General features: G+C 30.4%; 21 protein-coding genes. 2 read left to right on the forward strand and 19 right to left on the reverse strand.

Annotated features, from left to right (window positions below; translation table 11 throughout):
* Positions 1-168 precede the first annotated feature (168 nt).
* Entirely contained in the window at positions 169-600 is a 432-nt protein-coding gene (locus J3477_RS09600; RefSeq protein WP_206869752.1) for a GNAT family N-acetyltransferase, read from the reverse strand.
* 310 nt (positions 601-910) lie between these two features.
* Here J3477_RS09600 and J3477_RS09605 point away from each other — a divergent pair, with 310 nt between their 5' ends.
* Complete coding sequence (locus J3477_RS09605; protein ID WP_206869753.1) at positions 911-1,120, forward strand: hypothetical protein; 210 nt, start codon at positions 911-913, stop codon at positions 1,118-1,120.
* Positions 1,121-1,287: 167 nt separating this feature from the next.
* Here the strand turns inward: J3477_RS09605 and J3477_RS09610 are convergent, their stop codons facing one another.
* Entirely contained in the window at positions 1,288-1,602 is a 315-nt protein-coding gene (locus J3477_RS09610) for a hypothetical protein (protein WP_206869754.1), read from the reverse strand.
* 215 nt (positions 1,603-1,817) lie between these two features.
* Between J3477_RS09610 and J3477_RS09615 the strand changes: the two genes are divergently transcribed.
* Positions 1,818-2,432: an MntP/YtaF family protein gene (locus J3477_RS09615; protein ID WP_206869755.1), complete on the forward strand. Its 615-nt coding sequence runs from the start codon at positions 1,818-1,820 to the stop codon at positions 2,430-2,432.
* Between the two features lie 105 nt (positions 2,433-2,537).
* Here the strand turns inward: J3477_RS09615 and J3477_RS09620 are convergent, their stop codons facing one another.
* The 17 genes from J3477_RS09620 to J3477_RS09700 form a co-directional block, all read right to left on the reverse strand.
* Positions 2,538-3,533, reverse strand: a complete 996-nt coding sequence (locus J3477_RS09620; protein WP_206869756.1) for an NAD(P)H-dependent glycerol-3-phosphate dehydrogenase — start codon at positions 3,531-3,533, stop codon at positions 2,538-2,540.
* Positions 3,534-3,537: 4 nt separating this feature from the next.
* Positions 3,538-4,854, reverse strand: a complete 1,317-nt coding sequence (gene der, locus J3477_RS09625) for a ribosome biogenesis GTPase Der (RefSeq protein ID WP_206869757.1) — start codon at positions 4,852-4,854, stop codon at positions 3,538-3,540.
* A 2-nt stretch (positions 4,855-4,856) separates the two neighbouring features.
* Entirely contained in the window at positions 4,857-6,191 is a 1,335-nt protein-coding gene (locus J3477_RS09630; protein ID WP_206869758.1) for a DUF512 domain-containing protein, read from the reverse strand.
* A 611-nt stretch (positions 6,192-6,802) separates the two neighbouring features.
* The gene (gene phoU, locus J3477_RS09635; protein ID WP_206869759.1) at positions 6,803-7,459 is read right to left on the reverse strand and encodes a phosphate signaling complex protein PhoU; all 657 of its coding nucleotides are present in this window, start codon (positions 7,457-7,459) and stop codon (positions 6,803-6,805) included.
* Positions 7,460-7,482: 23 nt separating this feature from the next.
* A complete protein-coding gene (gene pstB / locus J3477_RS09640; RefSeq protein ID WP_183276825.1) occupies positions 7,483-8,232 on the reverse strand; it encodes a phosphate ABC transporter ATP-binding protein PstB in 750 nt (249 codons plus the stop codon).
* An 11-nt stretch (positions 8,233-8,243) separates the two neighbouring features.
* Positions 8,244-9,143: a phosphate ABC transporter permease PstA gene (gene pstA, locus J3477_RS09645; RefSeq protein ID WP_206869760.1), complete on the reverse strand. Its 900-nt coding sequence runs from the start codon at positions 9,141-9,143 to the stop codon at positions 8,244-8,246.
* Entirely contained in the window at positions 9,143-10,033 is an 891-nt protein-coding gene (gene pstC / locus J3477_RS09650; protein WP_206869761.1) for a phosphate ABC transporter permease subunit PstC, read from the reverse strand. Before pstC ends, pstA begins: the two co-directional genes overlap by 1 nt.
* 265 nt (positions 10,034-10,298) lie before the next feature.
* Positions 10,299-11,207, reverse strand: coding sequence for a phosphate ABC transporter substrate-binding protein (locus J3477_RS09655; protein WP_206869762.1), 909 nt, complete (start codon positions 11,205-11,207; stop codon positions 10,299-10,301).
* 160 nt (positions 11,208-11,367) lie between these two features.
* Entirely contained in the window at positions 11,368-13,368 is a 2,001-nt protein-coding gene (locus J3477_RS09660) for a methyl-accepting chemotaxis protein (protein WP_206869763.1), read from the reverse strand.
* A gap of 273 nt (positions 13,369-13,641) precedes the next feature.
* Positions 13,642-15,345 (reverse strand): two-component system histidine kinase PnpS, encoded by a 1,704-nt coding sequence (gene pnpS / locus J3477_RS09665; protein WP_206869764.1) that lies wholly within the window; start codon positions 15,343-15,345, stop codon positions 13,642-13,644.
* 3 nt (positions 15,346-15,348) lie between these two features.
* Entirely contained in the window at positions 15,349-16,047 is a 699-nt protein-coding gene (locus tag J3477_RS09670) for a winged helix-turn-helix domain-containing protein (protein WP_200274263.1), read from the reverse strand.
* 12 nt (positions 16,048-16,059) lie between these two features.
* A complete protein-coding gene (gene pgeF / locus J3477_RS09675) occupies positions 16,060-16,785 on the reverse strand; it encodes a peptidoglycan editing factor PgeF (RefSeq protein WP_206869765.1) in 726 nt (241 codons plus the stop codon).
* A 610-nt stretch (positions 16,786-17,395) separates the two neighbouring features.
* Positions 17,396-17,869 carry a transcriptional regulator NrdR gene (gene nrdR / locus J3477_RS09680; RefSeq protein WP_206869766.1) on the reverse strand — a complete coding sequence of 158 codons (474 nt, stop codon included), beginning with the start codon at positions 17,867-17,869 and terminating at the stop codon, positions 17,396-17,398.
* A gap of 143 nt (positions 17,870-18,012) precedes the next feature.
* On the reverse strand, positions 18,013-18,273 hold the full coding sequence (locus J3477_RS09685; protein WP_206869767.1) for a YlmC/YmxH family sporulation protein: 261 nt from the start codon (positions 18,271-18,273) through the stop codon (positions 18,013-18,015).
* A 145-nt stretch (positions 18,274-18,418) separates the two neighbouring features.
* Entirely contained in the window at positions 18,419-19,192 is a 774-nt protein-coding gene (gene sigG / locus J3477_RS09690) for an RNA polymerase sporulation sigma factor SigG (protein WP_206869768.1), read from the reverse strand.
* A 127-nt stretch (positions 19,193-19,319) separates the two neighbouring features.
* Complete coding sequence (sigE, locus tag J3477_RS09695) at positions 19,320-20,027, reverse strand: RNA polymerase sporulation sigma factor SigE (RefSeq protein ID WP_183276815.1); 708 nt, start codon at positions 20,025-20,027, stop codon at positions 19,320-19,322.
* 15 nt (positions 20,028-20,042) lie between these two features.
* Positions 20,043-20,849 carry a sigma-E processing peptidase SpoIIGA gene (locus J3477_RS09700; protein WP_206869769.1) on the reverse strand — a complete coding sequence of 269 codons (807 nt, stop codon included), beginning with the start codon at positions 20,847-20,849 and terminating at the stop codon, positions 20,043-20,045.
* Positions 20,850-21,108 lie beyond the last annotated feature (259 nt).

Below are 21,108 nucleotides of genomic sequence, written 5' to 3' on the forward strand. Positions count from 1 at the left end.
CTATTTATACATTTCTTCATTTTAATATACAGATAAATGTTATCATATCTTAAAAGATTCTTCAACTTCATAATATATTTAATTAATCAGTATATAGATAGTTAAAATTTTTCTGTTCCTACTATCCTTCAAACAAAATTTGTTGTCCTCTATATAAATCTGCTGATCTTAATTATTGTTGTGGTTAATGCTTAAGTTTCTATAAACTAAATCATCTCTTTTTTCGAAACCAATTGAATGCCAAAACTTATTTCCCAAGTCATTTGAAGCAAAAGCAACAAGTGCAACTTTATTTATTTCTTCTTTTCTTAGGGCTTCAAGCACAGCTTGAACTAAAGCTCTTCCAACTCCCTTACCTCGATATTCACTACTTACTGCGGTATGATAGATATATCCTCTTCTTCCATCATGACCACATAATATTACTCCTACAACTTCATCTTCTACCTTTACAATAAAATTAGTTGTAGGATTTCTCTTAATAAACTTATTAATTCCTTGCAAGGAATCATCTACACTTCTCATCCCCATACCTGAAGTGTTGGTCCATAGTTTATATACTTTATCATAATCCTCAATAGTCATTAAGCTTATTTCCATGTTTTCACCCCAAAATTAATAATTTAAATAAACTCATAAAAAACAAAAACTCTCTTATATACATAATACATCATAAGCTTAATTATTTATAAGCATTTTTATCATTATTTAGTTTTATGATATAGCTAATTTTTCTATATATTTATATGTTCATTTATTTATATGGAACTGTATTAGTGATAGCCTCGCAAAATATAATACAATCAATCTCAAAATATTATATAAAATGGAATATAGTCATTTCAGATTGAGTTAGTACATCTTTAATAATAAAATACCAAATGAACATACTAAGCTTGGAGGTGTTTTTATGAAAAGAAAAAAATCAAGTGAACATGATAAAATACTTACTTCATCATCAACATCTGGTTCTTTTGGCTTATCAACCTCTTCGAACTTAACTGTTGAATCTTCAGACATTGAAGGTGATGGAAGCGATTCATTAATACCAGAGTTTCACAAAGATAAAAACTGGTCTTCAAAACTACTGTACCCTTTGATGATACTGAGAAATAAGTAAATATCCTAAAAAACAACTTAAGAAAAGACCATGCATGTAAAGGAGTCTCGTCCATAATTTATGCATGGTCTTTACTTTATAAAAACTAATATATCTTTCTAAAAGTTTATGCCCTCTGGCTTTGTTTTATTATAGTGTTCTTATATAAAATTCATTTATGTCTTAACCTATTTATTCTTTCTAGGTGCAGCCATTCCAGTCTCAAAAATAACATCAGTCAAACTAATAAAAAAACCTATTATAATTCCAAGTCCTATATCACCTAATTTAAAGAAATCTTTTAATAAAACAGATAAGACTATTATTATTAAAAAACTAATATTTCTTATTAATGCTTTTCTTCTCAACTTATTTACTATTTTTTTAATTGGTTTAAACACCTGCAATATACTTTGATCTAACGCACCAAATATTACACAAAATACAACTTGTGATATTATCATTGCAATAACACAATATAAAAAATCATAAAAAAATTCCATTCGCCTATTCCTTTCTAGCAATTTATTACAAAGTATTCATTTACTTGATTATATAATTAATTACCATATAGTTCAAGCTACTTCAATCCTCAATTTAGTCGACCTAGAATATATATTCACAATATGTATTTGTATCCCATATATTAAGGTGTAAGACAATTAACAAAACATTATTTTAAACCTTAATTTACTCATAGTTAAAAAGGAGAGAATCCATGATATTTTTTCTATCTGCCTTACTTTTTAGCCTATCTTCAAATCTGGATAACCTAGTTATTGGGATGGCTTATGGCATAAAAAAAATCAAGATATATTTTTTAAATAATCTTTTAATAGCTGGTATTACTGCTACTGGAACTTTTTTATCCATGTTCTTGGGGTTATTCATTTCAAAATTTCTATCTAACTCCATAGCAAATAAATTGGGAGCTATAATAATAATAATTTTAGGCGTGTACTTCGTTATTCAAAGTATAAGAAAATTTTCAAGTAATGTTACTTCAAAAGATTTAGCTTTAAAAGATATTAAAGCTATGGTAGAATATGCAGAAAAATCCGATACTGATAAATCTGGTGATATAGGTACCAGAGAATCTATTTTTGTTGCTCTTGGATTAACCTTTAATAATTTAGGTACAGGCATAGCAGCTAGTATAACAGGTATAAGTGTACCTTTAACAACGGTCTTAACATTTATACTAAGTATTGCTACTATAATATTGGGTCAAGCATTAGGTAGCAATATAATAGGAAAACTTTTTGGAAAGTACGCTCCACTTGTATCTGGTATATTACTTATAGTACTAGGGATAATTGAATTTATAAATTAATACTTTCAAAAAAATAAAAAGACTTGCCTCCATCTCCATATCATCCCTACAGATGTACCTATCTGTAGGTTGGGTTAAAAGCAAGTCTTTAATCATCGATATTAATTATTGATATTTTTCTGATTTCTTATCTCTTTCCATAAGTCCACTAACTGCTTCATTTGGGCTCAATCCGTCAAAAAGTATCCTATGAAGAATATCAGTAATTGGCATATCAACATCTAATTTTTCTTTTAATTCGTAGAAAGCTCTGCAGGCTTTAACCCCTTCAACAACCATTCCTACTTCTTTTTCTGCTTCAGCAAGGCTCTTACCTTGACCAATTAATATTCCAGCTCTTCTATTTCTAGAGTGCATACTTGTACAAGTTACTATAAGATCCCCCATACCTGTCAGTCCAAAGAAAGTTTCCATCTTTCCACCAAGTTTAAATCCTATTTTACTTATCTCCATCATACCCCTAGTCATAAGCGCCGCTTTAGCATTATCTCCGTAACCTATGCCATCACAAACTCCAGCAGCTAAAGCTATGATATTTTTTACTGCTCCACCTATTTCTACACCAACTAAATCATCATTAGTATATATTCTAAGATGTGGAGCCATAAATAAGTCCTGCACTTTTTCAGCAGATGACATATCTTTAGAACTTGCAACTAAAGTAGTTGGGTATTCTAAGGCAACTTCTTCTGCGTGAGAAGGTCCAGATAAAACTACTATTGGATTATTAAGCTCCTGCTCTATTACTTCTGATAATCTTAAATCAGAACCTTCTTCAATTCCTTTAGCTATACTTACAACCACTATATCTTCTGGAAGCCTTCCTTTTAGTGATTTACAAGCATTTCTTATAACATGGGAAGGTACTGCTAGCACTAAGCATTCTGTATCCTTAAGCGCCTCTTCTAAATCGTAATAGGCAGTGACATTTTCAGGAATGTGTAACTCCTTGATGTATCTATCATTTGTTCTTTTGTTGTTTATCTCATCAACAACCTCTTTATCTCTGTCCCAGATAGACACCGTTACACCCTTTTTGGCTAATAATATTGATAAAGCTGTGCCAAAGCTTCCTCCTCCTAAAAAAGTCACCTTATTCATACTTTTATTCCTTCCTTTCTCTATACTCTATTTCTAATCCTGTTCCCTTAAAATCAAAGCTTTCTCTTAGCTGATTTTCAAGATATCTTCCGTAAGAAAAATGTAAAGCATTGCTGTCATTTACAAAGAATATAAATTTAGGTGGTTTGTTTGCAACTTGAGTTGCATAGTATATCTTAAGTCTTTTAAGTCCAACTACTGGTGGTTCTTTCATAAGTACAGCTCTATTTATAACCTCATTAAGTATACCTGTTGATATTCTCTTTGAGTAGTTATCATAACAGCCCTTAGCCATCTCTAGTACCTTATGCACCCTTTGACCAGTTAATGCTGATATAAATAAGAAAGGTGAGTAGGATAAGAATTTTAAGTTTGATTGAAGATCTTTTAGATAAGTATTCATTGTCTTATCATCTTTTTCAATCAAATCCCACTTATTTACTATAACCATTATAGCTTTATTCATTTCATGAGCAAAACCTATAATTTTTTCATCTTGATCAGTAACACCTTCTTGAGCATCAAGCATAAGTATAACAACATCTGCTCTTTCAATTGAAGCGTAAGTTCTTATTACACTGTACTTTTCAATTTCTTCCTTAACCTTGCTTTTTCTTCTAAGACCAGCAGTATCAATAAGTATAAACTTACCTTCATCTGTTTCAAGATAGCTATCTATAGAGTCTCTAGTAGTTCCAGGAACATCACTAACAATAACTCTATCTTCTCCTAGAAGTTTATTTATAAGTGATGACTTACCTACGTTTGGTTTACCAACCATAGCTATTCTTACAAATTCATCTTCTTCATCATCTGTTCCAAGCTCTTTAAAGTGTTCTACCACTCTGTCAAGCATATCTCCAAGTGCAAGACCTTGAGTTGCTGATATTGTTATAGGATCACCTATACCTAAATTATAGAACTCATAAGCATTAGCTTCATCTTTTAAATTATCGATCTTGTTTACAACAAGTACAACAGGTTTTTTACTCTTTCTAAGCATTTGAGAAACTTCTTTATCTGCTGCAGTAAGTCCTTCCTTACCGTCAACTATAAACACTATAACATCTGCAGTTTCAATAGCTATTTGTGCCTGTCTTCTCATTTGTTTTACTATTATATCTTCACTTTCAGGTTCAATACCACCTGTATCTATCATAGTAAACTTGTAAGTTAACCACTCAGCCTCTGCATAAACTCTATCTCTAGTAACTCCAGGTGTATCCTGAACTATAGATATTCTTTTTCCTGCTAATTTATTAAACAATGTAGATTTCCCTACATTTGGACGTCCAACTATAGCAACTATTGGTTTTCCCATGTTTATTCCTCCTCACAATATGTGTTTATAATTTGTATCAAGTCTTCTCCAGTGTAATCACATACAATGACTTTCACATCTAGCTGCTCTTCAACATCTTTTATCTTTAGATCATCAAGCATTATCTTATCCTGAGAATCGCCTAATTCATAACCTTTTCTGAACATATTATCTGCCATTATAAGGTATGGTGCTTCAAGGCTTTCTTTTAGCTGATTTATAATATCTTTACCAGTTAAAAGTCCATTTACTGTAATAGTTTCTCCAAAGAAATGATTTATAACTTTATAAACATCAATTTTTATATTATTGTTTTTATTCATAATGCTATCTGCTACTTTTTTTACTTCATCATAGGCAGAAACACCTGTAGCAATAGCGAAATGGCCATTTATATTGTCTTTTAGTTCTGATATATCTCTATCGATGGTATTTCTAAGCATTCTTATAACACCTACGCCATCTTCTATCTGATGATATCCATCGTAGAAATCTTCATTTGGTATGTCATAATTACTTAAAACATAAAACTCGTCAGATAATCTCACAAAAGGTGAACCTATTTCTTTTATGAACTTCTCTTGTAGTTTCTCTACCAGCTCAATTTCTTTTCTCGCACTGTCACCCTCAAAAATATCTAACTTTGCAAGTCCTTCTCTATGCTTGGTTATACCGATTGGAACTGCAGCTATATTTTGAATAGAAGGATATAGCTTATATAAATCTAAAACTGTCCTTTGAAGCTCTTCACCATTATTAACACCTGGTACAACTACTATTTGAGCATTCATCTCAATACCAGCCTCTGCTAGTCTCTTAAGCCTGTCATAAACATTACCAGCAAATCTGTTGTTTAACATCTTAACTCTAAGCTCTGGATTGGTTGTATGTACTGATACATTAATCGGACTTATTCTGTATCTTATTATTCTATCTATGTCACAGTCCTTCATATTTGTTAAGGTTACAAAGTTACCTTGAAGAAATGAAAGTCTTGAGTCATCGTCTTTAAAATATAAAGTATCTCTCATACCCGTAGGTAATTGATCTATAAAACAGAATATGCATTTATTAGAACAGCTTTTTGCCTTATCCATTATTGAAGCCTCAAATTCCACACCTAAGTCTTCATCATATTCTTTTTCTATTTCATAAACCCAAACTTCACCGTCTGGTTTTTCTACTTCTACATCCAAGTATTCCTCTGCCATTAAAAACTTATAGTCTATAACATCATTTACTTCTGTTTCATTTATTGAAATTAAATAATCTCCAACTTCAATTCCTAATTCTTCTGCTATTCCACCAGGAAGAATCTTCGCAATTTTGTTTTTCATTTTTTTCACTCCTGAAAAATACTTCAATATGTAATATACCCTATTAGCCCTTAGTAGTCAACAATTAACGCTTCATACACATTCTAATACAGCTCTAAATTTCCAATACTTATAGTATAAAAAACCAATTCATTATAAATTTTATCCATTTTCATAACAAGTTATATATTATCTTAACAATTATTATTAAAAATCATTTAATTTTAAATGCATACTCATATATAATTATATACTTTCCAATACAGTAAAAAAGTCGATGAAGCGACCTTCTTCAGAGAGCTTTTTTGCGCATCTGCCTTTCCGAATGAATATGAGGAAAATTTGGCAGACGAATAAATTTTATTTTTTTACTGTATAGCCATAAAAAGCTTCTGAAAGCATTGAAGTATCTAGGTTTAATCTGCATAAGATTTTTTTATTTTCCAGTACAGTAAAAAATAGCTCGAATATCCTTAAGGATTTCAAGCTATTTTTATATTTAATAAACATATATCTATTAAATACCCTAGTTGAATTGTTACGCATATAAATTAGACTCTTAATTTATATACGAAAAAAATTTACATACTATCTCAATGTTTTATTAATAAATTCTAAATTTTGTTCAATCATTATTCATTAAGATCAACAAAGTTACCAGTTACAAGATAGATAGTCCATTCACATATATTAGTAACATGATCAGCTATTCTTTCTAAGTATTTGCATACAAATAATAATTGACTTGCTTGAGTCACTGTTTCGTGATGAGAATTCATATATGCTAAAAGTTCAGTAAATACCTTTTTATATACGGCATCTACTTCATCATCCATCTTACAAATCTCATATGCTTTATCTGAATCCCCTTCTATATAAGCATCTATAGAAAGCTTAATCATTTCTTGTACAACTGTCGCTATTTTTGGTATATCTATTAACTTTTTAATATACTTTTCATCTTTAAGTCTTCTTGTTATCTTTGCTATATCAACTGCATGGTCAGCCATTCTTTCAAGATCTGTAACTATCTTTGTAGTTGTAAATATATTTCTCAAATCTTTTGCTAAAGGCTGCTCCCTACCAATTAACTTTATACACTTATCTTCAATTTCTCTTTGAAGATCATCAACTAAATCGTCGCCTTTTATTATTCTTTCAGCTAATTCCAGATCCTGATTAACTAAGGATTCAACTGAACCGTGTATTTGTTTTTCTACAATGCTTCCCATTTTAACTAGATCATCATGTAAAAGCTGTAAACCATAATCGAAAGATGTTCTTGTCATTTATATCACCTCATAAAGTAATTTTAACCGAATCTACCTGTTATATAATCTTCTGTTCTCTTATCTCTTGGCTTATAGAATATATCATCTGTTTTTCCGTATTCTACTACTTCTCCTGTAAGGAAAAAGGCTGTATTATCCGCAATTCTTCCTGCTTGCTGCATATTGTGAGTTACAATTATAACAGTATATGTCTTTTTTAGTGTATCCATTAGTTCTTCTATTTTATTCGTTGAGATAGGATCAAGTGCAGAAGTTGGTTCATCCATTAAAAGAACTTCTGGTTCTACTGCAAGAGTTCTTGCTATACAAAGTCTTTGCTGTTGACCACCGGAAAGACCTAAAGCGCTTTTCTTTAATCTATCCTTAACCTCATCCCATAGAGCTGCTCCTCTAAGACTTTTTTCGATTATTTCATCTAACTTAGCTTTATTCTTTATTCCATGAATTCTTGGTCCATAAGCTATATTATCATAGATAGACATAGGGAATGGATTTGGTCTTTGGAAAACCATTCCTACCCTCTTTCTAAGTTCAATTTCATCAAAATCATTGTAAATATTTCTGCCTTCGAAGAATACATCTCCTTCTATTCTAACGGAATCTATAAGATCATTCATTCTATTCAAAGTTCTTAAGAAAGTTGACTTACCACAACCAGAAGGTCCGATAAGTGCAGTTACTGTATTAGGTTCTATATCAAGGCTTATCCCCTTAAGTGCATGATTATTTCCATAATATAAATTTAAATTATTCGTTGAAATTATTGACATGTTATATCCTCCTACTTACCACTATAAGACTTATACAGTGCATTACCTACTAATCTTGAAATTATATTAAATAAAAGCACCATTATTATTAAAACTGCTGAAGCACCATTCGCAATTTGAGTAGCATCTGGTACTGAACCTTCTGATTTAAGTTTCCATATATGAACCGCTAAAGTTTCTGCAGGCCTGAATACATCATATGCAGACATCTTATCAGCAGCACTCATACCAAAAAGCGAAAATCTACCAAATCTAAATAAAGGTGCACTCATACCTGCTGTATATAAGAAAGCTGCTGCTTCACCAAAAATTCTTCCTGCAGCTAGAATAATTCCTGTTAATATTTGCGGCATAGCATAAGGAAGAGTTATCTTTCTTATAGTTTGAAATCTTGTTGCACCAAGACCAACACTTGCCTCTTTTACTTTTTTTGAAGCTTCTCTTATAGCATTTTCACTTACTCTTGTCATAGACGGAAGGTTTAATATACTAACTGATAAAGCACCCGCTAAAACAGAATACTTCCATCCCGCAAGAGTAACAAATACTAAAAGGCCAAAAAGCCCAACAACGATCGAAGGAAGTGAAGACATAGTTTCTATACATAGTCTTAAGAAATTAACGAATCTTCCTTGTCCTGCATATTCTGAAAGATAAATACCAGCACCTAGTCCAATAGGAACGGTAATTATAAGAGATACTATTAACATGTAAAAGGAGTTAAATAGCTGTGGGCCAATACCACCGCCTGCTGCTCCGTTTTTAGGCTGGCCGAATAAAAAATTAAAACTAATCATCCCAGCGCCCTTGTATATAATATAACCTAAGAAGGATATTAAAAGCAAAACAATTGATACAGAGATTATATAAAGTATTGAAGTAGCTATTTTATCTGCGGTTTTTGCCTTCATTATGCTTCACCTCTTCTTCCTATTTTTCTAACTATAACTATAAATATAAAGGATATTATTAAAAGCATTAACGCTAATGACCATAAAGCATTGTTCCACTCAGATCCAAAAGCAGTATTTGCCATATCCATTGTAAGTACGCTTGTAAGTGTAGTTGTTGATTGAAGAAGATTTGTTGGAAGCTTTAATGTATTTCCAATAACCATTTGAACTGCAAGAGCTTCACCAAAAGCTCTAGCAAGACCAAGTACTACCGCAGTAAGAACTCCACTCTTTGCAGCTGGAACAACTACTTTATATATAGTTTGCCATCTAGTTGACCCCAAGCCATAAGCTGCTTCAATGTAGTCGTTAGGTATAGTCCTTATTGCATCAGAAGATAATGATGCGATAGTTGGAAGAATCATTACACTTAGCACCAAAATACCTGCTAAAAGACTTGACCCATCACCATGAAAATTATTACGTATTATAGGTACAAGTACACTTAAGCCAATCCAGCCATATACAACAGAAGGTATCCCTACAAAAAGTTCTAAAGCTGGTTGGAGAATCTTTTTACCATATTTTGTAGATATCATATTCATAAAAATTGCAAGAGATATAGCAATTGGTGTACTCACTATTACTGATCCTATCGCAACTGCTGTTGATCCTAAAATCAATGTCAAAGCACCAAATTGAGGTGAATCTGCATTTGGTGTCCACTCTGTGCTAAATAAGAATTTAAATATAGAATATCTATCTTTTGTGAACAAACTTAAGCCTTTTGACGCTATAAAAAATATAATGGATAGAGTCAATACCACTATTAAAAGCCCACAAAACACTGCAAAACCTTTGCCAATATATTCAGATTTTAATTTTTGCCAAAAACTTCTTTTTTTCATAACTCTTCCCTCATAATATTTATTGTTGAGTATCATCATCTAATATTTATAGATTAACCACTTCGTAATTGAATTTGTATTTTCGGATTGAAGTGCTTTCTATTTATTAACAATTTTAAATATAGTATTACGCCTATTAGAACGATTTTTATCTACTAATTTCCTACTCTTATTTCATTATTTCATAAGAGTTTTAACACTTTTAATACATCTTGAAACACCTTAAGACTGGCGCAAGCCAGCCTTAAAAGCTAATTATGTTTAACTATTTAACCTTCATATCTCCAACTGAGATGAATCCTAAATTTTCAACAGTCTTCTTGTTGTCAGCACTTGTTATATATTCTATAAATGCTTTTGCAAGATCTTTAGCTTCACCCTTTGTATACATATGTTCCCATGACCAGAATATATATTTACCAGTAGTTATATTATCTTTTGTTGGTTGTACGCCTTCTATTGAAACTGGTACTAATGACTTCTTAGCTTCATCATCTAATAAATATGAAAGAGCTACATAGCTTATTGAACCTTTTGTGCTTTCTAATGCAGTCTTAACAGAACCATTAGCATCTTGAACTACACCGATCTTATCATTTTCAACATCTTTCTTACCATCTAAAACAGTTTTCATGAAAGTTGCTCTTGTTCCTGAAGAAGCTGGTCTATGAACAACAGTTATAGCTAAATCAGTTTTTCCATCTATAGCTTTCCAGTTTGTAACTTTTCCTGAGAATATATCAGCTATTTGTGCTTTAGTTAAATTAGTTACTGGAACATCCTTACTTACTGTTACTGCAAATCCTAATGCAACAACTTGATGATCTACTAATTGTGATGCTTCTTCTGGTTTTAACTTATCAGCAGCTGGAACATCTGAGTCTCCAATTTCAACTGCGCCTTGTAAAACTTGTGTAAGCCCTGTTCCACTTCCGCCACCTTGTGAATTTATTTGTGCATCTTTATTCTTAGCTTGGAAATTCTCTGCTGCTTTATCGATTAATGGCTTTAAAGCAGTTGAACCTGATATTGTTATTGATCCTGCAACGCTTTCTTGCTTAGTTGAATCTGCAGCTGGCTTATCTTCAGTCTTTGACGCACAGCCTGCGAAAATCCCAGTTGCCATAGTTAATGCTAATGCAATTACACCAAATTTTAAGCTTCTTTTATTCATATTTGATAACCTCCAAATTTTATTTACTAATTTATTATTTATTTACCTTACATAATAAATTATATTATCCTTAAGTTAAGTGAGTATTAGCTGTTTGTTAAGTAATCTTACAACCATGTAAATTTTATTTAACAAAGTATGTAGAATTTATGAATAAGCTTTACTCCACTTTAAAGCTTGAAATAGAGCTCTGAAGCTTGTAAACAGTTTGGTTCATGGAGTTTTTAACCTCATCCAGCATAGCTGAATCTTCCCACTGTTTGTTAACAGATACAGAAACCTCTTCAATACTTTTGTTAAATTCCTCAAATGTAGTGTTAACATCTGATAATCTTTTATTCATTTCATTTTTCTCACTATTTATACCAGTTATATTAGAATTAACATCTTGTATATAGCCAATAATCTTGTCAGTGCTCTTTATGATAGTGTTAAACTTATCTACACTTATATTTAATACATCTACCTGCATATTAAAGAAATTATTAAGCTCATCCATACTTTCTGAAGTCTCACTTATATTGCTGTTTATTACCTTAATTAAACTATTAATTGACTTCATTTCTCCTTCAATAGACTTTGAGAGTTTTCCAATTTCTTCGGCTACAACAGAAAAACTCTTTCCAAACTCACCTGCTCTTGCAGCTTCTATTGAAGCATTAAGCGATAATATATTTGTCTGTGTTGATATATTTGTTACTCCTTGAGCTATAGTATTTATACTATTCAAGTTTGTTATAAGTTTTTTTATACTTTGATTTATGGCATTAAAGTTTATACCTGCATTGTTTCCTATATCTCTTAATTCATATATAGAATTCATTCCTTCGCTATTCACTGTTCTAATAGAACTTGCATGCTTGTACATTTTTTCTGATTTCACATTAATTTCGTTTAACTTTTCTTCATATCTCTCAAAGCCTTCGATACACCATTTTATTGCTTCATCAATATTTCTAGTTTCCTCAACCATCACCTTGGATGACTCCTTTATAAAAGTCATACCTTCATGATTATCCTGTTGCACTGCTGAAAAACATTCATTTATATTAAGTAAATCATTTGCTGAACCTTTTATTTCATTTATTAGAACTCTTATGTTTCCGATCATCTGATCAAAGTTATTTGATAAATCCCCTAATTCATCTTTACTCTTAACACTGCTTAAAACCGTAAGATCCCCCTCAGATATTTTTCTTGTACTATTTGTCAGATTTTTAAGAGGTTTAAGTACTGAATTTATCATAATAATTATTAAAGGAATTAATATTATCTGTTCTATAATTCCAAATATAATCAATACTCTTCCTATATATGTAGAAGCTTCAAGAATCTCAGCCTTATTTGCAGCAAGTACAACCATCATTTTAAGTTCTGGTATAGTAAGTGTTTCAGCCACCATTGATTTTCCATTTTCTTTATATAATTCTATATTGCTATTAGCCTTAGTTAGATATTGAGGATTTTTGATTAAGCTAGCAATCTCTTTTATAGATATAGGTTTATTAATTTTGTGCATATCTGGGTGATATACAATTTTATTTGAACTATCCACCATAAAAACAAATCCAGTATTAAGGAATTTAAAAGAATTAAATCTTTCCGAGAAATAACTGCTATCAAGAACTTTTCCTACTGCTCCAACAATTGTTCCATACTGATCTTCTACTGGAACTAAGAAGTATACTATAAACTTTCCAGTTATAATTGAACTCTCCACAGATCCAACTGCTTCTTTTCCTTCTTGTGTAGCTTTAAAGTATTCTTTTGTTGAGATATCTAAACTCATATATTGATCATTTGAACTTGCTTTAATTACACCTTTTTTATCAGTAACGAAAATCGCTTCATCATAGCTTGTAGAAATCTTCTTTAGTCTCTCGTTTAAATTCTTTTGTTTTTCTTCGCTTAAGTTACTTCCATAGTATTCTGTTAAAACATTCTCCTTACCTATACTTTTCAAATTTTCTATTTGATATGCTATCGAGGATTTAAAACTGTTCCCTATTTCACTGGTTATAATATTCATGTTGTTATAGTTTGAGTTCATTATCTTATTATTTGCAACAGCATAAATAGAATAATTTGTAATAACCGTGAACACTATAAGGAAAAGACTAATTGTAGTTACAATTTTTATTGATATCTTCCTTTTTTTCATTCAAATAACTCCCCTTCAGGCATTTTTATAATGCTTATTTTCTCTTATTGTTCAAAATCTGTTTCTAATGTATATTTTACATAAAAACTGTTAAGCAAAGATTAACCAATATTAAGCCTGAGTGAACCATTGTTAACTATAGGTAAATTTCTATGTTTTATTAACACTTTATTAAACATAATTAAATGAATTATTAAAAACAAAATTCCTATAGAATAAAAAAAGACTAAAGAATTATGATTATCTCAAAATCCTTTAGTCTTTATCATTTTTTTATTTTTTTGCACCCTTGATCTTTATGATAAATTTAGTCCCTACTCCAAGTTGACTTTCAACATCAATATTACCATTAAAGGTCTTAACTATATGCTTAACGATAGCGAGTCCTAAGCCCGTTCCACCTTTAGCCCTTGATCTAGCTTTATCAACTCTATAGAATCTTTCAAATACTCTAGCTACATCCTTCTTAGGTATTCCAATTCCTGTATCTTCTACAGTATAAGTTATAATACCGTTTTTATTACTTGAAGTTATTAAAACCGAATCGCCTTCTTCAGAATACTTCACAGCATTATCAATAAGGTTTATCATCATCTGTTTAAACTTATCCGGATCTCCTACTAATGATAGAGTATTATTTAAATCCGCAGACAGCTTTATCTTCTTCTTTTCAGCTTCGATTTTCATTAATGTATAAACATCTTCTATTATTCTATCTCCACTAAAGTTTATTTTTGCGCATTCTATATTTTGTTCTATGTTTGATAAGGATAATATGTCATTTATAAGTCTTGTTAATCTCTCTGCTTCTTCATTTATAATGTTTAAAAACTTTTGTCTATTTTCTTCATCCTCTACATATTTTAAGGTTTCAGCGAATCCTTTTATAGATGTAAGCGGAGTTTTAAGCTCATGAGATACATTAGCAACAAATTGCGATCTCATATTTTCAAGTTTCTTTATATCAGTTATATCTTGAACAACTGCAACAGTACCAATATGATCTCCATCATTGATAATTTCTGCAGTTCTTACCCTTAATTCTCTTTCTTCTGGCCAGATTATTTTAATCTCTTTATATGCATCAGAAGTCTCAAAAACATTGTCTAATTCAAAATCTCTTATATGATCCATAAGAGTTTCTCCGATTATATCTTTGTCTATTCCAAATATTTTTTCAGCATAAGGGTTTATCATTATTACTTTATGACTTCTATCAACTGCAATAACTCCACTATCCATACTTTTTAAGATAGCTTCAAGTCTATTTTGTTTATCTATTAATTCATCCATAGTAACTTCAAGCTTATCCGCCATTTCGTTAAAGGTCATCCCAAGACTTCCAAGTTCATCAACAGAACTCACTCTAACTCTACCATCTAATTCTCCTCTTGCGATTCTTGCTGTAATAATCTCCAATTCTTTCACAGGATCAACTATAAATCTAGTTAATTTTAGAGAAAGAACTACTGATAAAACTAATACAAATACCAAAGTTATTAGATAGTATTTAATGTTAGTGTCTTGAAATATCTTTACATTATCTAATGGTATTGAAGTTCTAACAATACTGCCATCCTGGAGTTTAGTTGCATAGTAGACTAGATTTTTATTTAAGCTTTTGCTAAATCGCACGCTTGAGCCTTCACCACTTTTTATAGCCTGTGCTATTTCAACCCTTGTAAGATGATTATCAAGATCCTCAAGACGCTTATCGGTATCAAATTCTACAACTCCTGTTTTGCTTATATACGTAAATCTTATCTCTCTGTCAAGAGTTTTTACTTGATTTAGTTTAGCTATCTTATCAGGCTCATTTGCAAGTATTAAAGTTGCAAGCAAATCATTATAATGCTTCAAATTCGCCTTTGAGTTCTCTAGATACTGATAATTAGATATTGCTATAAAAGAAGATGTTACTACAACTAAAGAAAATATTATTGTAATAATTACCGAAAACATTATTTTTTTCTTCATAAACTATTCTCCGCTTGAAAATCTATATCCAATTCCTCTTATTGTTTCTATAAATCTAGGATTTTTATCATCATCCTCAATTTTTTTTCTTAAATGTCTTATATGAACATCTACTGTTCTTGTTTCTCCAATATACTCGTAACCCCAAATCTTGTCTAAAAGCATATCTCTTGTCAGAACCTTCCCTCTATTTTGAACCAAAGTTTCTAAAAGTTCAAATTCCTTTAAGGTTAACTCTACTTTTTCGCCATTTCTAAGCACATCATGCTTTAAGAAATCAATTGTAAGATTCCCAATATTCAAGGATTTTTCGAAGGATGGAGTACTTACAGTTCTTCTAAGTACAGCCTTTACTCTTGCCACAAGTTCTCTTATTGAGAAAGGTTTTGTTATATAATCATCTGCTCCTAACTCAAGTCCCAATATCTTATCAAGCTCTTCGCCTTTTGCAGTAGTCATGATAATTGGAATATTAGCAGTCATTGAATCTTTTCTTATTTCTTTGCAAACATCAAATCCATCTAGTCCTGGTAACATAAGGTCTAACAATACTAAACGAGGATGCTCTGATTTAGTAAGCTTTATAGCATCAATTCCATTGTAAGCTGTTATTATTTTGAATCCTGCATTTTCTAAATTAAATTTCATAAGTTCAACTATATGTTCTTCATCATCCACTATAAGAATTTTTTCATCAGCCATAATGTTCCTCCGTTATTTAAAATAGATATAGGTAAACATTCTTCCTGAACGCTCCCCATCTTTTCTATAAGAATGTAGTTTTTTATTTTTTTCACATAAAGTACAAAAATCGCTCTTAATTACATTATCTTTATTTATACCTAAATATTTTAGCTGAACCTCAATACATTTTTCAAGACTTAAAAATCGTCCATCATTGATATCCATTCCTGAATATAGGTCGTTTTTATTAAACTTATCTATAAGTTCTTCACTTACTTCATAACAACATTGTCTTATATGTGGACCTATAAAAACTTTAATAGAACTGCTTTCACAATTAAAATCTTTAATCATGACTTCTATTGTTTTTTTTACAATGCTATCAAAAGTACCTTTCCACCCACTGTGAACTGCTGCAATTACTTTTTTATTACTGTCCCATATTAAAACTGGAACACAATCTGCAGTAAATACACCAATCATAGTATCTACACTAGAAGTAATAAGTGAATCCCCTTCAACTTGACCGTTTAACATACCATCATCATTAACTATAATGATCTTATCACTGTGGATTTGCTTTAAATAACAAATTTTCTTAACTTGCAAATCATTTTTAAGTTTTAATAAATTATTTCTACCTTCTTCAGTATCAAACTTAAAGTTTGCATTGTTAAAAGCCGTTGTGACTCCCAATTCTACTATTGGATCTTCATAGGTCAAAATCTGAAAATCATTTAACATTTTCTCTTTCATAAATTAACTTCCTTTACATTTTAGGTAAATTAATAAACTTTTTCGCTCTTTACACTTATAATTTTAACATTATCATTACATAAAGCAAACAAAAGCGAATTTATTTTAACTAACTTTAACTAACATTTAACAAGTAATCTTATTTCCTAGGTAATGTTATATATTAAAGTAATACTATATTTAAGACTATTACTGAAATCAAATGGTTATACAAGAGATGCTCTATGAGCGAGCTATTAGAATTAAATGATTTTTTCAGATGGAATGGCGTTAAAAAACTGTACTGTTCGAACGTAGTGAGTTTACAGTTTTAGCCATGGAATATGACAAAATCATATTAATTCTTTGCGTAAGCTCATTAAAGCATCGGATGAATAACCATTTGATTTCAATACATTGCTTTAATATACCTATAAAAAAGTCGCTGAAACGATTTTTTTCAGTGAGCTTTTTTTGCGCATCTGCCTTTTCTGAACGTAGTGAAGAAATTCTGGCAGGCGAATAAATTTTATTTATTTCTGTATATCCATAAAAAACTTCCAAAGCCATTAAAATATATAGATTTTCCAGAATAAAAAATATTATATATTCATATACAGAAATAAAAGAACTACTTTTTATGTAGTTCTTCTGATAATCCCATCAAATTTTTTATTTCTTCCATAAAAGTATTTATGTCTTTAAATTGTCTATATACTGATGCAAATCTTACATAAGATACTTCATCAATATTCTTCAATCTATCCATTACCATTTCACCTATGTAATCAGTGCTAACCTCTGTAAGCATCTTATTACTTATAGTCTTCTCAATATCATCAGTAATATCCTCTATTTGCCTTCTAGATACTGGTCTCTTTTGACATGCTTTTATTAATCCATTGATTAATTTTTCTTTATTAAAATTCTCTCTAGTAGAATCTTTCTTTATAACCAAAGTTGGTATGTCTTCAACCTTCTCATAAGTAGTATATCTCTTACCACATTTTAAGCACTCTCTTCTTCGTCTTATGGCTGTGTAATCCTCAGTTGATCTAGAATCAACAACCTTACTTTCTTCGTATGAGCAGTATGGACATCTCAAGCTATTCACGCCCTTTCATTAATGCAACTTCCTTGACTTAATTTTATTAAATAAGCTAACCTAAAGCTAACTCCAAAATCCTTCATTTGCATATAAGTGATTATCTATAATATATTTATTATACACACTTATTACTATTTTTGCTACATATCTGATACAGTTTTTTCCTTACTATTAACCAATATGACATCTACACCAATTTTTACTACATCTTCCCAAGGTATTTCAAGCATGTCCATTTTTCCAAACCAGTTATTTTTCTGGACAGGTATCAATATCGATACTATTTTACTTTCATCACAATCAATCTTTAAATCTCTAATATAGCCAAGTTTTGCTCCTAGATTTATATCAACTACCTCCATGACCCTTAGATTATTTAATGAATGCATATTCAATTCCATCTAACATCCCTCCATATAAAAATATATGATAGATAATGTTATAAAATGATATGATCTTTCTTATAAAAATAATTAAATATCAAAGTCACACTTTTATAAAGTTTTATACCCTAATTTACAGTAAAAAATAGAGCTCAAACGAGCTCTAAACATACTTTCTCATGTGCTTTAATGCAGTCTTCTCCAGCCTTGATACCTGAGCTTGTGATATACCAATTTCGTCAGCTACCTCCATCTGGGTTCTGCCATTAAAGAATCTAAGGGTAAGTATAAGTTTTTCTCTATCATTTAGTTTTTTCATAGCTTCTTTTATAGAAATATTTTCGAGCCAATTATCATCCTGATTTTTACTATCTGATATTTGATCCATCACATAGATTGCATCTCCTCCATCATGATAGATAGGTTCAAATAACGATACTGGATCTTGTATAGCATCTAATGCAAACACAACTTCTTCTCTAGGTATTTTTAATTCTTTAGCTATTTGTGAAATAGTAGGTTCTTTATTATTATCATTTACCAATTTATCTCGAACAAGTAAAGCTCTATATGCAATATCTCTTAATGATCTGCTTACTCTTATGGCATTGTTATCTCTTAGATAACGTCTTATTTCTCCTATTATCATTGGAACTGCATAAGTAGAAAATTTAACATTCTGAGATAAATCAAAGTTATCTATAGCTTTCATTAAACCAATACAACCTACTTGAAATAGATCATCTACATTTTCGCCTCTATTATTAAATCTTTGAATAACACTTAACACTAATCGTAAATTACCATTAATAAATATCTCTCTAGCTCCCTGTTTTCCATCCTTCATTTGATGAAGTAATGCCTTCATTTCTTTTTCCCTCAAAACAGGAAGTTTAGAGGTATTGACTCCGCATATTTCTACTTTATTGATTATCATGTGTAATCAACCCCTTATAAGTAATAGATACTACTGCATTAAAAATTATTTCCTATGGGAGCCATTTTTATACGATTTTAAAAATTTATAATTATTTATAAAGTACTTGACAATTTGATTTTTATATTTAAACCATTCTATTAATTTCTTTTTTTAGTCTTTTAATTATTTTCTTTTCCAACCTTGAAATGTATGACTGTGATATTCCAAGCATATCAGCTACCTCTTTTTGAGTTTTTTCTCTTGCACCATACAAACCAAATCTTAATTTCACTATTTCCTTCTCTCTCTCACTTAAATTCTTCATGGCCATGAACAATAGTTGCTTATCTACCTCATCTTCAATTAAATTATAAACTATGTCGTTATCAGTTCCTAAAATATCTGACAACAATAGTTCATTTCCGTCCCAATCTATATTTAATGGTTCATAGAAGGATATTTCTGCCTTTACTTTACTGTTTCGTCTCAAATACATAAGTATTTCATTTTCAATGCATCTAGATGCATATGTAGCTAGCTTTATCTTTTTTTCCGGATTAAAGGTATTAACAGCCTTAATTAAGCCTATTGTCCCCACAGAAATCAAGTCTTCTACACCTACTCCAGTATTCTCAAACTTCCTTGCTATATATACTACCAATCTAAGATTTCTCTCAATTAGTATACTCCTTATTGTATCGTCACCACCAATAAGTTTAAGGACTAGGTTCTCTTCTTCTTCTTTTGTTAAAGGTGGCGGAAGTGCGTCATTACCTCCAACGTAATATATATTTTTTGCAAACAACTTCATTTTTGTTAATATTCTGTTGATTAAAACGCTAATACTTATCATGTAAATAACACCCCTCTATAATACTCCTCTAGATAATAGTGCACCATAATCATCATATGGGCTGAACTGATCCTTGCATAAACATATGACTGCATCTTTAGTGGATATCAATTTATCATCTTTATATAACTTTATTTGATTCATTCTAAATCCTTCCAAACTACCTTTTCCACCATTTATTACTTTGTACGGTACGATTAAAGCTCCTTTACCTTCCCCACTAAATCCTTCCAAATAATTTTTATTTATTAGTATAACTGGCAAAGTTGTAGCTGGTTCAGTTAACTCATTTCCTGAATCTAAAAATGCTTTAACCCTGAAGTTCTTAGAATTATCTGAGAATTCAATTTCATAAAAGAAATCTGTTAAAGATTTTCTATCTCTTATAAAAATTATGGTTCTATAAGCAAAAACATAAATAATCATTAATGCTAACAGCATATACTTTAAATAGATATTTTTAAGAGTAAACGCCGAAAACAAATCATATGGATTGTTCATCAATGAAAATGCAAAAATAAAACCACAAAGCAAGATGGACCATAACAAAAAGATTCCTGTGCTTTTAATTAAAACTAAAAAATTAAGCCTTCCTAAAGTTATAAAAATCATGATTAAAGGAATAAGTAGCTTAACCGGAAGAGAGACTGCCACACTTAGACTTGGGAAAAAATATAATAGTGTGTAGAAGGCGCCTAAGATACTTCCTAAGGAAGCTCTAACAAATGAAAACTTTATCCGTACAGTTTGTAATGTTATTGTTATTAGAAAGAGATTAATCACAAAATTTTCTAAAAGAATTACATCTACATATACCTTCATAAACTCACTCCTCAAAAACATTATAAAACTAAGTAGTCTAAAATTTTGTCATAATGTAATGACTATCAAACTTTTTTATACGGTCATATTTTACATTTATTACCATAATTCCTTTAACTTCTACCAATTGTCATAAATTCTTCTAAATATTGATATGCTTCTAGATAGAATTTTAGAATATATAGATAGCCTAGTTCTAAATAAGACCTAACTAAGTACTTTGGTTTCCATTAAGCGTTAATGGAATCATCAACTAAAT

Origin of the sequence: Clostridium zeae (genome assembly GCF_017312485.1) — a bacterium.
Classification (GTDB): Bacteria; Bacillota; Clostridia; order Clostridiales; family Clostridiaceae; genus Clostridium_AR; species Clostridium_AR zeae.